This window comes from Francisella sp. LA112445 (assembly GCF_012224145.1).
In the GTDB taxonomy this organism is placed as follows: domain Bacteria; phylum Pseudomonadota; class Gammaproteobacteria; order Francisellales; family Francisellaceae; genus Francisella.
The window spans coordinates 1,684,413-1,698,686 of sequence record NZ_CP041030.1; the positions used below are offsets into that span (position 1 = coordinate 1,684,413).

Genomic DNA, 14,274 nt, shown 5'->3' on the forward strand with positions numbered 1-14,274 from the left:
TTTCTCTTATAAGTTCAATTAGCTTTTTTTGTTTAATTTATCAATCATAGGTTTAGTAACCAATACTACACCCTTTTCAGTTCTAAAGAAGTTTTTAGCATCTTCTTCAGGATTCTCACCTATTACCATACCAGCAGGAATATTACATCCCTTATCAATTATAACCTTTTTCAAGCGACAATTCTCGCCAATAACTACATCAGGCATAATTACTGACTGATCAATTTTACAGTATGATAATACTCTAACATTTGAAAACATTAATGTTTTCGAAAGCTCTGAGCCTAGTACAATACAGCCACCAGAAGTCAAAGTATTTGTAATTATACCATGATTGCCTTTTTGATCTGGAACAAATTTTGCAGGAGGTAACTGCTCTTGAGCAGTCCAAACAGGCCAGTCTTTATCATAAAGATTCAGCTCAGGAATATTTGCAGCTAAGTCAAGGTTTGCTTCCCAAAAAGCATCTATAGTTCCAACATCTCTCCAGTATGGTTCAACACCATCACCTCTTGGTACACATGACATACTAAAAGGATGGGCTAAAGCTTGTTGTTCTTTTACTACTCTTGGAATAATATCCTTACCAAAATCATGACTTGATGCACCATTTGCAATATCTTCTTCAAGTAGATCATATAAATAATCTGAATTAAATATATAGATCCCCATACTCGCTAAACATCTATCAGAATCACCTGGAATCGTTGGTGCATTTTCTTGGGGCTTCTCAATAAAGCCTGTAATTTCACGCTCTTCATTAATACCCATTATCCCAAATGCAAATGCTTCTTCTTTAGGGATTTCAACACAGCCTACTGTACATTTATAGCCGCTTTTAACATGATCACGTAGCATTACTGAATAATCCATTTTATAAATATGATCACCTGCTAGCACAACTACGTACTCTGGAGAATATGAACGTAAAATATCAATATTCTGATAAACTGCATCAGCGGTACCTCTATACCAATGCTCTTCATTAACTCTTTGCTGAGCTGGAAGCAAATCTATAAACTCATTTAACTCCCCTCTTAAAAAGCCCCATCCGCGCTGTAAGTGACGTAACAACGAGTGTGACTTGTATTGAGTTACAACACCTATCTTACGTATCCCAGAGTTCAAACAGTTTGATAAAGCAAAATCTATAATTCTAAACTTACCACCAAAATAAACTGCAGGCTTTGCACGAGTATCCGTAAGATTATATAAACGTGAGCCACGGCCTCCTGCTAAAACTAGCGCCATAGCTTTTTTATACAACTGATGATTTGGTGAAGTATCAGGATTTTTCATAATATTATTAACTCCTTTGTTTAATATTTTTCTTAAGAATTATGTTATAACAGTTGGTTCTTTCATTCCCGTTAAAGATTTAATATTTGTTAGACTCTCTGCAGCATCTACTAGCTCTGCTAGGGCCTGTTGTGTTGGGATGTCAAAATTATTAACATCTGCTTCATATTTCTCTAAATATACCCTTAAAGTAGCTCCTTGCGTTCCTGTACCAGATAGTCTAAATACAATACGCGAGCCATCTTCTAAAATAACTCTTATACCTTGGTGATTTGAAACTGAACCATCGATTGGATCTTTGTAACTAAAATCATCGGCCTTTTCTACGATCTGACCACAAAGTTTACTCCCTTGTAATTGTGATACTTTTTGTCTTAATGAAGTCATAATTTCATTAGCAATTTCACTATCAATAGCTTCATAGTCATGTCTAGAATAAAAGTTACGGCCAAATTTTTGCCAATGTTCAGCCACTAAATCATCTATACTCTTATTTGTTGCTGCTACTAAGTTTAACCAATATAAAACAGCCCAAACACCATCTTTTTCACGAATATGGTCAGAACCTGTTCCATAGCTTTCTTCACCACAAAGGGTAATTTCATTAGCATCGAGAAGATTACCAAAAAACTTCCAACCTGTAGGAGTCTCATAACAAGAAATATTTAAAGACTCTGCCACCCTATCGACAGCTGCTGATGTTGGCATAGATCTTGCAACACCTTTAAGACCTTTCGAGTATGCAGGAATAAAATTTGCATTAGCAGCCATAATAGCTAAGCTATCTGATGGTGCTACATCAATCTTTTTACCAACAATCATATTCCTATCTGCATCACCATCAGAGGCTGCGCCAAAATCATATTCACCACCGCGCATGTGTTTTACTAGATCTGCGGCATTTACTGGATTAGGATCAGGATGTAAACCACCAAAATCCTCTAAAGGTTCTGCATTAACGACAGTTCCTGCAGGAGCATTTAATACTGTTTCAAAAATATATTTTGCATAAGGGCCAGAAACCGCACTCATAGAATCAAAACGAACTTTAAAGCCTTTTTTAAAAAGTTCACGAATCTTGTCAAAATCAAATATTTGTTGCATTAATTCAGCATAATCTGCTACTGAGTCAATGACTTCTACAGTTGTACTTTCTATTGCATATGTACCAACTTTACTTAAATCAATAGCATCTTGGCTAGCATCACTTATATAGTACTTATCAATACTTTGAGTTTCTTGATAAATCTTTTCTGTGATTTTTTCCGGTGCTGGACCGCCATTTGAAATATTATACTTTATACCGAAGTCACCATTTGGACCTCCTGGATTATGACTTGCAGATAAAATTACGCCTCCAAAAGCTTTATACTTTCTAATCACACAGCTAGCAGCAGGAGTTGATAATATCCCGTTATGACCAACTATTATTTTTGAAAACTTATTAGCTGCAGCTATACGGATAATAGTTTGTATTGCAACTTTATTGTAATACCTACCATCTCCACCTACCACTAAGGTTTTTCCAGCTATGTTATCTAAAGAGTTAAAAGTTGATTGAACGAAGTTTTCTAGATAACCAGGTTGCTTAAAAGCTTTGACTTTATTACGTAGTCCAGATGTTCCTGGTTTTTGATTAGCAAACGGTTTTGTTGATACAGTTTGAATTGCCATTTTCTTTATTTTATCCTTGATGTTTTTATTGATTAATACATAACCAACATTCCATAAATAAAACTAGTATATTATTCATCTTATCACTATCTTTCATAATTTAGAATAACTAATAAATTTATTATTTATAGATTTTTTTATTGTAATTTTTGGATAATTTATTTAGCTGAAATAAAGTTATTAATACTATAGCTATCAATAATTTGTTAGTATAAAACAAGGATGTTTATAAACTTTTTAGTAAATCCTATTTTTATAAAGGATGTATTAATTTTATATTTAGATTTGGGAGCTTTTATGAAAGATTTAAAACAACAATGCAATACTGAAACTAACATAGGCGATCTAGATAAATATTATTTTCACGAAGGCAAACACATCTATGCATATAGTTTTATGGGTGCGCATGAAGCTAAAGAAAATGGTATAACAGGAATTAGGTTTACAACATGGGCTCCTAATGCAAAAAGTATCTGTGTAATTGGTGATTTTAGTTACTGGGGTATCAATGATAATTACTACATGAAGCCAATAAGCGAAGCTGGCTTATGGAGTGTGTTTATACCAGAGGCAAAAAATGGTGATAAGTACAAATTCGTTGTTACAAGCAAACATACTAATCAAGAAGTTCACAAAAGTGATCCATATGCTGTTTTGTCTGAATTAAGACCTAATACAGCCTCTATCATTAATACAAAAACAGAATATAAATGGCACGATGAGAAATGGCTAGAAAAGCGAGCTAAGACCAATCATTATGAAACTCCAATAAATACCTATGAACTACACCTAGCATCTTGGAAAACTAAAGATGGTGAGTTTATGAGCTATGATGAAATAGCAGAAACTCTTCCTAAATATGTTAAGGAAATGGGATATACGCACGTTGAGTTTATGCCTCTTCATGAACATCCTTTAGATGCATCTTGGGGATATCAACCAACAGGTTTTTACTCTGTGAATAGTCGCCATGGTGATCCTATGGGTCTAAAACGCCTTGTAGATAAACTTCATTGTGAAGACATCGGTGTAATTTTAGATTGGGTTCCAGGTCATTTCTGTAAAGATATACATGGTTTGATCAATTTTGATGGTAGTCCTTGTTATGAATACCAAAACTATAACAAAGCAGAAAATAAAGGCTGGGGGACAAAAAACTTTGATCTAGGTCGAAATGAAGTCAAATGCTTTTTAATATCAAATGCGATGTATTGGCTAAATGAGTTTCATATAGATGGAATTCGAGTTGATGCGGTATCAAATATTCTTTACTTAAATTATGATCGTGAAGATGGTCAATGGGAACCAAACATCTATGGTGGCCATGAAAATTTAGAAGGAATAGCTTTCTTAAAAGAGCTAAACAGTGTACTTAAGCATACTTGCAAAGGTATTTTAACGATCGCTGAAGAATCATCATCTTGGCCAGATATTTCAACACCTGTAGCAGACGGTGGTCTTGGCTTTGATTTTAAATGGAATATGGGGTGGATGAATGATACGCTACGCTATATTGCTCTAGATCCTATTTATCGTAAATACCATCATAATTTAATTACCTTCTCTATGGTTTACCACTACTCAGAGAAGTTTATCTTATCAATATCTCATGATGAGGTTGTCCATGGTAAGAAATCTCTGATCAATAAAATGTGGGGAGACTTATGGAACAAATATGCTGGATTACGTTTATATATGACATATATGATAGGTCATCCTGGCAAGAAACTTATATTTATGGGTAGCGAATTTGGACAATTTGTTGAGTGGCGTGAATATGAACAATTACAGTGGCAAGTTGTTGATGAGTATGACTCTCATAAGCAAACGTTAGAATTTTTTAAAGAATTAAATGATTTTTATCGTAGCGAGACAGCTCTATGGGAATGTGACTATGATCATCATGGCTTTAGATGGATAGATGCTAACAACTCTGAACAAAGTATCCTATCTTTTATCAGAAGTGACAAAGCTGGTAATCATCTAGTCTTTATATGTAACTTCACTCCCGAAGTGTATTATGATTATCACATTGGCGTACCAAAAGCAGGTTCATATAAAGAAGTATTTAACTCAGATGAACTTAAATTCGGTGGCTCTGGGCAAGTTATTGAAGATAAAATATTTACAGAACCAGAGGCTTCTCATGGCTTTGATCAAAGAGTCAGCATCAAGATACCTCCAATGGCTACATTAGTTCTAAAACCGGTAGCCTCAAAAAAATAATCACACGTATATCTTAATTTAAAGAGAATTATATTATATGCAAACAATAGATCAAAACATATGGATTCAGGACAAGCATGGAAACTTTAGTTTGCTAAATGTTGCTCATGATATTAGTCTAGATTTTGAAACAAATAGTATTAGATTTAGAATACAAGCAAATGGGTTCTTACATGGTTATGTTGTTGGGAAATTTAACGACTGGAAAAAGCAAGAAGACCTAAAACTAACATGGACTATAGATAATGATGACGGTAGCTTATGGCTAAATAAAGATATATTTTCTATAAATAACCTTGTACCAGGTACAAACCAGTATTCTTTTATATTAGTTGATCGAGATGGTAATGAGTTTAAGGTCTCAATCAATGATAATGATTTTATTCCTCTAAGTTTCAACTGGCTCGTTAGTTCAAATAAGCTTGAAATCAAATCATCAGAAAATTTTATAGCTTTAGGTTATAAAGTTGACTTAGTTGCAGTTACAAAATCAGTTAGCCAACGTTACAAAATTGTTGATGTAGATTGGCAGGTTTACCCTAAAAATCCCCAAATACACATTACGGATAATAAGCTTTTTGTTGATCCGAATATTAGTGAAGAAATCTCTCAAATAAATATCAAATGCTTTAGCAAACAAGATCCATCGATCACCGCTGAAAAGAGTTTTGAGATTGTCAGAGAAAAACGCCAAGGCGCTCTAGTACATTTCATAAAAAAAGATCGTCAATATCATGGTGAAAATTTCAGCTGGGATTTATGGACATATAGTGAAGATCAAACCACTGAAATAGTATTTCTATCTAGTCAAAGTGATTTTGGTTTTTATGCTTTATGTGATAAAGATAATGTTATCGCAAGAAAAAAAACATGGGGCATAAATTGGCATAATGAATGGAGTGAACAAACAAACTCTTTTGATATATCTGAACAATATAACAACTACTACATTATCCATGGTGATACCTGTATTTATACATCGTTAGTTGATGTTATAAACAGAACAAATCCTAGAATCGAATATGCTGTGATGGATGAGAGTGATAAAATCAAGGTTCACCTCTCAGATAGACCTCTAGTTGGGACAATATTTGAGTTATGGATAAACTCTAATAAAGCTAAGGATGTTGATATTATTGTAAAAGAGAAGTCACAACAGGTAATATTCACAAACCTTCCTGAAGACATAAAAGGCTCAGATTTAGTTGAAATTCGTGCAAATAATACCTTTTTACCAACGAAAGTATTAATGAGAAATTACTTAGATAAATTTTACTACCCTAAAAATGATATGGGAGTGACTTTTAGTCAAAATACAATATCTCTAAGACTATGGGCACCCACAGCTAAAAAAGTTGAAGTCCTTTTATATAACAAAGATTTAGCTAACAACAAAGAACAAGCTGATTTCTCATATGAATTAATACCAGAACCTGAATATGGAACACATCATATAGAAATCAATCGTAACAGTTATGAAAATAAATACTATTTGTATAGACTGTATTTTGATGACTTAGATCCTCGAGGAAACATCTATACAAAAATAACTTATGCAGTAGACCCTTACACATGCGGTTTGGGTATAAATGGCGATAGCGGTTTCTTGGTAGATCTTGGTAATCCTGATCTAATGCCAGAAAACTGGCTTGAGGATCAATCACAAAATATCGCTAGTAAAGATGATGCTATTCTTTATGAAGTACATCTACGTGATTTCACAATAAGTCCTGAAAGTGGCATAGATGAAAATCTTCGAGGTAAATTCCTTGGAGCTGTAGAGGAAAATTCAGTTTATAATGATGGCAATAAACAAGTCTCAACGGGAATAGATAGCTTAGTTGAACTTGGTATTACGCATGTACATCTATTGCCTATATTTGATTTTTCTTCTGTTGATGAGAAGAGAATTAATGAAGAAGACAATAGAAACTGGGGATATGACCCTAAAAACTATAATGCCCCAGATGGTAGTTATTCTCTGGACCCCTATGATCCAACTCAAAGAATCAAGGGTGTTCGAACAATGATTCTAAAATTCCATCAAAAAGGTATAGGTGTCGTCATGGATATGGTTTATAACCATATGACTGACACATCAAATCTAGATAAGATTGTACCTAAATACTACTTTAGAACTGATGAGTTTGGTAATTTCACCAACGGCTCAGGCTGTGGTAACGAGTTAGCAACTGAGCGTCCTATGATAAGTAAATTTATCCAAGATTCTGTTGTTCACTGGGTTAAAAACTATAAGATAAATGGTGTTCGTTTTGATCTAATGGAGTTGATTGACTTAGATACCATCAAAAATATAGTAACCAAAGTAAAACAAGTCGATCCAAATGTGATAATCTACGGTGAGCCATGGAAAGCTGATCACTCACCTTTGACTAATGGTACTTATAGAGGTACTCAACGAAACCAAGACTTCTCTATCTTTAACGATTCATTTAGAGATGCTATTCGTGGTAATAATAATCCTGGCAATGGATTTATAAATGGTAACCCTCATAATCCTGAAAATATGGGTAACGTTATTGAAGGTTTAAGAGGCTCTATCCATAACTTAACTGCTAAACCAAATGAATCTATCAACTATGCTGATGCTCATGATAACTATACACTATGGGATCAAATAGAAAAGAGTCAAAATCATAATATCGCAACAAACTGCTATAGGAAGAATATACCTAGTGATATTTTCCAAAGTACTCTTGTGCGTCAAAACGCCCTAGCCTTAGGAATAATCTTAACTGCCCAAGGGATACCATTTCTTCATGGTGGTGTAGAGTTTTTAAGAACTAAACAAGGCGATCATAACAGCTATAAAAGTGGCGATGAGATAAATGCTTTCCATTGGTCTGATAAACTTCACTACAAAGACTTTTTTGACTATGTTAAAGGACTTATAAAACTACGTAAGGAGCATCCTGCATTTAGTATAAATGATAGAGAAATTGTTGATAAAAACCTAAACATAACAACCGCTCATCATGATAGTAAATCAGGAGTTATTATCTCTCATTTTAAAAACTATGCTAACGGTGATAGTTGGAAAGATATTGTTATAATTTATAATGCAACGGCTATTGATAATTATGATATAAATGATCTTTTACCAAAACCTGATAGTAAAGAGTGGCATATTGTTGCTAACTATAGACAAGCTGGCACAGAAACCATACAAAAGGTTAGCGTTGGCGAGCTTCCAAGCCTAAGGTCTCACTCATTAATGATTATCCATAGTTAAATCATAGGTAAATATATGTTAGATATCTTTAAAACTCCTATAAATACTAAAACTAAATTCTTACTATCAACATCAGGTAGTAATTCTTCGATAACAAGGCATAACACCGCTATACAAAAATTAGGTCTAAATCTGTGTTATTTCACATTTGAGGGAGAAATCTCAGCAAAGACTTATACTGATGCAATTAGAGCACCTTTTATAAATGGTGGTACTGTTACAGCTCATAATGGTCTAAAATCAAAAGTAATCCCTTTCTTAGATTATGTTGAGCCTCTTGCCGAACAGACTTTAGCTGTAAATACTATTATTAATAAAGATGGTAAACTTTATGGTTATAATACTGATTGCTATGGCTTACAAACAGCTTTAGCTAAAGGTATAAAAGAATCTAAACAAGATATCAAAACTGCTGTGATTTATGGCAATGGTGGCGTCTCTGGTGTTGCTTTTAAAGTGCTACAAGATTTAGGTATCAAAGTAACTATTATTGGTAGAAATGCTGAGAAAGTAGCTCAAAAGAGAAAAGAACTTGGTATAGATAACATCCCCCACTTTGAAGGGCCTTACGATCTAGTAGTTGATGCAACCCCTATTTCATCATCTGCTAATCTAGAGCAAAATACTCAATTTATAGATTTAGTTAAAAATGCAAAAATAGTATTTTGTCATGCTATGCCTGAAAAGGATAATAAGAAAAATCATCTACTAGAATACTGTAATAAAAATAATATTTTCTATATCTCAGGTGAAGATATGTATATTGCCCAACTTATAAAGCAATATATGATTTATTTTGAAAATCTCAATCAAAGGGAAATCTCTGAAAAAGATATTATTAAAGCTTGGGGATTGTAATGACTATATTTAGCCTAGAATTAAATAAAGATTTTAAAATCTCAAACACAAAAGGACAAAGAATTTATTTCCATGAAAAAAATTTCCTAGAGCTTTGCAAGAACAACTCTCTGAAAATTTCAAAAGATGAGCTCTCTAGCTATAATTTAGAAAATAAGCTAATTAATCCTCTACCAGTTCATAGATATAGCAAAGAAGAGCTATGTAGTTATATAGAAACAAAATATCACCTTAATAATTTAAAAGAAGAAAAAACACTATACCCTGAATGGTTATTATTTTACATAGCAGCTCAAAAGTATAGCTCTTGTTATATCAAAGGTGAATTTGAAAAATATATATCATTTTTTGAAAAAATCGCAGAGATTAGACATAAGAATTATATAAAAAATAATCCCAAAAATTTCATTAATACATTTAATAACTATGATGAACTTCTTGAAACTTTAAATGTTAGTTTTGACAAGTTCATAAGACCCTTAGTAAAAAAGCTTAATAAAGAAGAGCTTTTCAATTTCTTAGTTTTCTTATGGAAATTCCATAGCGAGCTAAAGAATTTAGAAAAGTATAAATTAATGTGGAACCTTGAAACATATATAATAGAATGTATGAATCTACTAACAGACAAGAAAATCGATTTTCAACACATCTATACACACCACAAAAAATTAGTGAAATGTCGAAGCAATAAATCCCCACTTCATGAAATCCAAATAAATTTGCCTTTGTATATCAAAGAAAATCATTTCCACTTTGACAACAACCCTAATAATGGCCCAACTATATTAGATAAAATAAATATTTGTTTAGAGAAAAGTATTTCAGCTGATGAGCTTATAGAAGTTTTTACAGCTAATGATAAAATCCAAAATTTAGTATTTTCACGTCTTGAAATAGATAGATTTTATGACAGCAACAAATTTAATGAGTTTGTAATGAAATCACTTATTAAAAATTTTGTTTTAGAAATTGAGTCACTAATTATTGATAAGGTTCCTAAAAATCAAGATGGGTTATTTGACAACATAAAACAATTTAAAAAAGGAAGCTGTAGGTTTTCAGAATATCGGGGGCAAGTTGCTATTACTACTAATACAAGCTGGTCAGAACTATCTCAAAAAATAAATAATATTAAAAATGATAATAAGGATTATAAAAACAAATTAATAAGAATTATTGAAGAATATAATGATATTAGTCAAATTCAAGAAAAAGTTAATAACTTAAACGAATCAGTAAAATTAGATAAAAAAGATAATATCCTAAAGCAGAAAATAAATTTCTATATCAACAAACTTAAGCCTGAAAATAAAAGTGAAATAAAGAAAGATATTATAAGTTTAATAGAAAATAGTCCTATAGAAAAACATTTAATGATTTACTATCACTTTAGAAACTATTTTGCCCATAACCATGTAAATGTAGATGAACTTATTTGGTCAGAAAGTGGAGAATATATAAGGACAATTCTAGAATCTGCAATAATAACTATCTATTTTGTTGCTACTTTCAAAAAATAACTATAATAATGTTTACTCTTTGTTTTCCTTTAAAATATCCAACCAATTAGAATAAAAAGTTACTCTATCATTTCTCCAAGAGTAATCTATATTCCCATTATCATTATAATAATTATATGGTTTTGCTATATCATCAGTTATAGCTTTATCTCTTAGATACTCAGCTTCTAAAGTACCTTGTGTGTATTCTAAATGATTAAACATGTATGTTATATTGTGGGTTTTATCAACTAAGCAATCTAACCCATCTATAGGCGATGCTAAAATAACATCCGTATACTTTAAAACATTGTTATCTTTTATTGTTGTTTGTCTTGATATACAAGCCTTAAGTTGACCCTCTACACCTTTTAGCAATGGATGATCGTGCTTAATAGGCTTATGCTCATACACCCCAAATAACTTATGATCTAAACATTCTTTTTGGATATCATATAAATAGTTTAGTCCTGCTTGGGCAGCCCAGCAAACTAGCATTAGTGATATATTATGCTCAAGACTTTTTGCTATAATTTCACAAACTTCTTTATAGAAATCGACATCTTTAAACTCTAGTAACTCTACAGGAGCGCCAGTGATAATAATACCATCTAGATCGTCAAAATTATAATCTTGCCAATTAGCATAATTTTCACTCAAATAACTCTTATCTACTCGCGTGCTTGGCCTTATCAAAGAATGAAAAAACACCAAATCGACAACTATAGAGTTATTCTGTGAAAGCACCTCTCTCCATTGCTCTTCTGTCTCTTTTACAGTAGGCATTAGATTTACAACAGCTATACGAAGATGCTTAATACTACTTTTCTTAAAGCTAATTTTACTTGAAAAATTTATCTTCAAGTCTTTAAAATACTCAGATGACTTTTTCACTCTTTCCCTCATCACTCACCTCCGCACACTCTAAAGCTTGTTTTAAATCCTCAATCAAATCATTAGGATCTTCTAGACCTATAGATAATCTAACTAAACCATTATAAATACCTGATTGTATTTTCTCTTCTTCACTTAATTGAGAATGAGTTGTCGATGCTGGATGGATTATCAAACTTCTAGCATCACCAATATTTGCACAATGAGTAAATAATTTTGTTTGTTCCACAAGATTCTTACCTGCTTCAAAACCACCTTCTAGCTCAATTGTCAGTAGTCCTACTACGCCTTTAGTAAAGTATTTATTAGCTAAGAGATTATATGGAGAATTTACTAAGCCTGCATAGTTTACTTTTTTAACTTTTGGATGAGCATTTAAAAACCTAGCAACTATCTCAGCATTTTTAACATGTCTATCTAGCCTAGCACCTAAAGTTTCTAAACCTTGAATTGCCAAAAACGCTGTGTATGGACTAAGTGTAGCACCAATATCACGTAAGCCCACAGCTATACCTCTAACAGTAAACGCAAGATTACCAAAAGATTTAGCAAAAGTAATATTATTATATGAAGCATCAGGCTTTGATAATAGTGGAAATTTGTCACTAGCTGCCCAATCAAAAGTACCTCCATCAATCACAGCACCACCAACTATAGATCCATTACCACTTAGATACTTGGTTAGTGAATAAGAAACAATATCAGCGCCATGCTCTAATGGGTTTAGTAGATATGGTGTAGCAACTGTATTATCCACAATTAGCGGAATACCAGCCTCATGAGCAATTTCTGCAAGAGCTTTTATATCAGCAATAACTCCTGATGGATTTGATTGCGACTCGATATAAAGTGCCTTTGTATTTTCTTGGATAGCATCTCTAACTTCATCAAGTCTATTTATATCAACTAAAGTCGACTGCCAACCAAACTGTCTAGGGAAAGTGTGTGTTAGTTGCGTCGTAGTTCCACCATATAGATATTTAGAAGCTACGATATGATCACCGCTTTGAAGTAGATTTAGTAATATTAAAAATTGTGCCGCATGTCCTGATGAACAAGCAAAACCACCTGCTGCACCATGTAAATTAGCTAATCTTGAAGCATACTCATCTACAGTTGGATTAGTTAAGCGTGAATATATACTACCAAATTCTTCTAGTGCAAAAAGCTTCGCAGCATGCTCTGTACTTTCAAATACAAAGCTAGATGTTTGATGTATAGGTGTTTGTACTGAACCACTCTTTTCTGGAATTGAACGGTGTACGGCTAAAGTTTCTAAAGAATATTTACTCATAATAGTTTTCTCCTACTTATAAGACTCTTTAGCTTGGGAAAAATCTGAGAGATGGAGGATGAACATCCAGCACCCTTTTAGCAGATTGTTTTTCGTGTCCGCAAGCTGAGTTATCAAATCAACACGTCTATAAGCCTTAGCTTATAATTCTATATGAAACTAAATTTCATACTTTTAGCATAATCATAAGATTTAGCATTGTCAAACAGTTATATGCCTCTTTAAAAAAATTTTTAAGAAATGCTTTTCATAAGTGATCACTTGTTTATCTATGATTTAAAGCCTAATTTAGATTTTAATTTTGAAATAAGCATTGGAATAAGAATATCTTTTTTCATTTGTTTCCACGGTTTAATAATAGCTTCCTTAAACGAATCTCTTTGCCAAAGAGTTTCTGTATACCTTTTTATAAATTGATTATCTCCCCATAAATATTTTCCAAGATTTAAGAAATCTAATCGCCATAAAAATACACCTAAATAAATATCTATAGCAGAGAAGTCTTTACCTAAAGCAAACTCATTATTATGGTTTTGCAAATATTCGCTTAGTTTAGTTATAGCTTGTTTTGTATCTTGTAAAGTTTGCTCCATTAACTTTGGATTATGAACAATATTATTTATTTTTGAGACAGCTTTTAGCTTATTTTCAAAAGCTCTCCTTAAAAAAGGATCATTTGAGTGCTTCTTTATCTTTTTTTCTAAAATTTCAATCTTATTTTGATGGCCATTTTTAGAAAGAAATCGAAACATAAAAGGTCTTTTAGCAGCCGAAACATCGCCATAAGTTAAGGCTTCCGCATCAATTTTATCTACTAATGTTTGTAAATATTCAAACTCTTTTTGAAGCTCTTTATCTACAGGAAATAGTGTGGCATGTATTGAAAAATACTTATCCGCGAATTTAGTAATGTTATAAGCATCATTTGTCACTTTGCCATCTATAACAAGAATAGGTACAACACAAAATGGTGAGATTCTTACAAACTTAGGATCATACTGCTGGTAGGCATTATTTATTAATACAAAATGACTCTCATACTTAGCATTTTTTTCAGCTAATGCTTGTCTAGCAATCTGTGAATAAAGTGAACCAGGAAAGTGATATAAATGTACTCCTTTTTGCGGAGCGTATTTACTATACTTTTGAGTAAAGACCTTTTCTTTGAGGTCTTGCATTCCATATTTAAATTCGTTCATCAATCAAATCCCCTTTAACGAATTGTACTTACAGTATTACAAATATAAGAGTCCTTGTCACCTTAAAACCACTGTTTG

9 protein-coding genes and 1 riboswitch are annotated in these 14,274 nt (G+C 32.5%); of the genes, 4 read left to right on the plus strand and 5 right to left on the minus strand.

Features of this window, described 5'->3' with window-relative positions:
- Positions 1 to 18 precede the first annotated feature (18 nt).
- Both glgC and FIP56_RS08215 read right to left on the minus strand, forming a co-directional pair.
- Complete coding sequence (gene glgC / locus FIP56_RS08210) at positions 19 to 1,299, minus strand: glucose-1-phosphate adenylyltransferase (protein ID WP_192578441.1); 1,281 nt, start codon at positions 1,297 to 1,299, stop codon at positions 19 to 21.
- A gap of 39 nt (positions 1,300 to 1,338) precedes the next feature.
- Entirely contained in the window at positions 1,339 to 2,973 is a 1,635-nt protein-coding gene (locus tag FIP56_RS08215; RefSeq protein WP_192578442.1) for an alpha-D-glucose phosphate-specific phosphoglucomutase, read from the minus strand.
- Between the two features lie 297 nt (positions 2,974 to 3,270).
- Here FIP56_RS08215 and glgB point away from each other — a divergent pair, with 297 nt between their 5' ends.
- Genes glgB through FIP56_RS08235 form a run of 4 tightly spaced genes read left to right on the plus strand, consistent with a single transcriptional unit; the run spans position 3,271 to position 10,830 of the window.
- Entirely contained in the window at positions 3,271 to 5,199 is a 1,929-nt protein-coding gene (gene glgB, locus FIP56_RS08220; RefSeq protein ID WP_192578443.1) for a 1,4-alpha-glucan branching protein GlgB, read from the plus strand.
- Between the two features lie 37 nt (positions 5,200 to 5,236).
- On the plus strand, positions 5,237 to 8,452 hold the full coding sequence (gene pulA / locus FIP56_RS08225) for a type I pullulanase (RefSeq protein WP_192578444.1): 3,216 nt from the start codon (positions 5,237 to 5,239) through the stop codon (positions 8,450 to 8,452).
- A 15-nt stretch (positions 8,453 to 8,467) separates the two neighbouring features.
- Positions 8,468 to 9,310, plus strand: a complete 843-nt coding sequence (locus FIP56_RS08230) for a shikimate dehydrogenase (RefSeq protein ID WP_192578445.1) — start codon at positions 8,468 to 8,470, stop codon at positions 9,308 to 9,310.
- Complete coding sequence (locus FIP56_RS08235) at positions 9,310 to 10,830, plus strand: hypothetical protein (RefSeq protein ID WP_192578446.1); 1,521 nt, start codon at positions 9,310 to 9,312, stop codon at positions 10,828 to 10,830. The genes FIP56_RS08230 and FIP56_RS08235 overlap by 1 nt, the downstream gene beginning before the upstream one ends.
- Positions 10,831 to 10,842: 12 nt before the next feature.
- On the opposite strand, the gene FIP56_RS08240 is transcribed toward FIP56_RS08235, so the two are convergent.
- The 3 genes from FIP56_RS08240 to FIP56_RS08250 all read right to left on the minus strand — a co-directional run bounded on the left by FIP56_RS08240 (position 10,843) and on the right by FIP56_RS08250 (position 14,196).
- A complete protein-coding gene (locus FIP56_RS08240) occupies positions 10,843 to 11,703 on the minus strand; it encodes a homoserine O-succinyltransferase (protein ID WP_245323067.1) in 861 nt (286 codons plus the stop codon).
- Entirely contained in the window at positions 11,687 to 12,997 is a 1,311-nt protein-coding gene (locus tag FIP56_RS08245) for an O-acetylhomoserine aminocarboxypropyltransferase/cysteine synthase family protein (RefSeq protein ID WP_192578448.1), read from the minus strand. The genes FIP56_RS08240 and FIP56_RS08245 overlap by 17 nt, the downstream gene beginning before the upstream one ends.
- 56 nt (positions 12,998 to 13,053) lie before the next feature.
- A riboswitch (SAM riboswitch) is annotated at positions 13,054 to 13,132 on the minus strand.
- Between the two features lie 134 nt (positions 13,133 to 13,266).
- The gene (locus FIP56_RS08250; RefSeq protein ID WP_192578449.1) at positions 13,267 to 14,196 is read right to left on the minus strand and encodes a glutathione S-transferase family protein; all 930 of its coding nucleotides are present in this window, start codon (positions 14,194 to 14,196) and stop codon (positions 13,267 to 13,269) included.
- Positions 14,197 to 14,274 lie beyond the last annotated feature (78 nt).

What these genes read in the sequence shown, in the direction of transcription:
- FIP56_RS08250 (WP_192578449.1), bottom strand. Translation starts at nt 14,196, where the DNA reads ATGAACGAATTTAAATATGGAATGCAAGACCTCAAAGAAAAGGTCTTT.
- FIP56_RS08215 (WP_192578442.1), bottom strand. Translation starts at nt 2,973, where the DNA reads ATGGCAATTCAAACTGTATCAACAAAACCGTTTGCTAATCAAAAACCA.
- pulA (WP_192578444.1), top strand. Translation starts at nt 5,237, where the DNA reads ATGCAAACAATAGATCAAAACATATGGATTCAGGACAAGCATGGAAAC.
- glgC (WP_192578441.1), bottom strand. Translation starts at nt 1,299, where the DNA reads ATGAAAAATCCTGATACTTCACCAAATCATCAGTTGTATAAAAAAGCT.
- glgB (WP_192578443.1), top strand. Translation starts at nt 3,271, where the DNA reads ATGAAAGATTTAAAACAACAATGCAATACTGAAACTAACATAGGCGAT.
- FIP56_RS08230 (WP_192578445.1), top strand. Translation starts at nt 8,468, where the DNA reads ATGTTAGATATCTTTAAAACTCCTATAAATACTAAAACTAAATTCTTA.
- FIP56_RS08245 (WP_192578448.1), bottom strand. Translation starts at nt 12,997, where the DNA reads ATGAGTAAATATTCTTTAGAAACTTTAGCCGTACACCGTTCAATTCCA.
- FIP56_RS08235 (WP_192578446.1), top strand. Translation starts at nt 9,310, where the DNA reads ATGACTATATTTAGCCTAGAATTAAATAAAGATTTTAAAATCTCAAAC.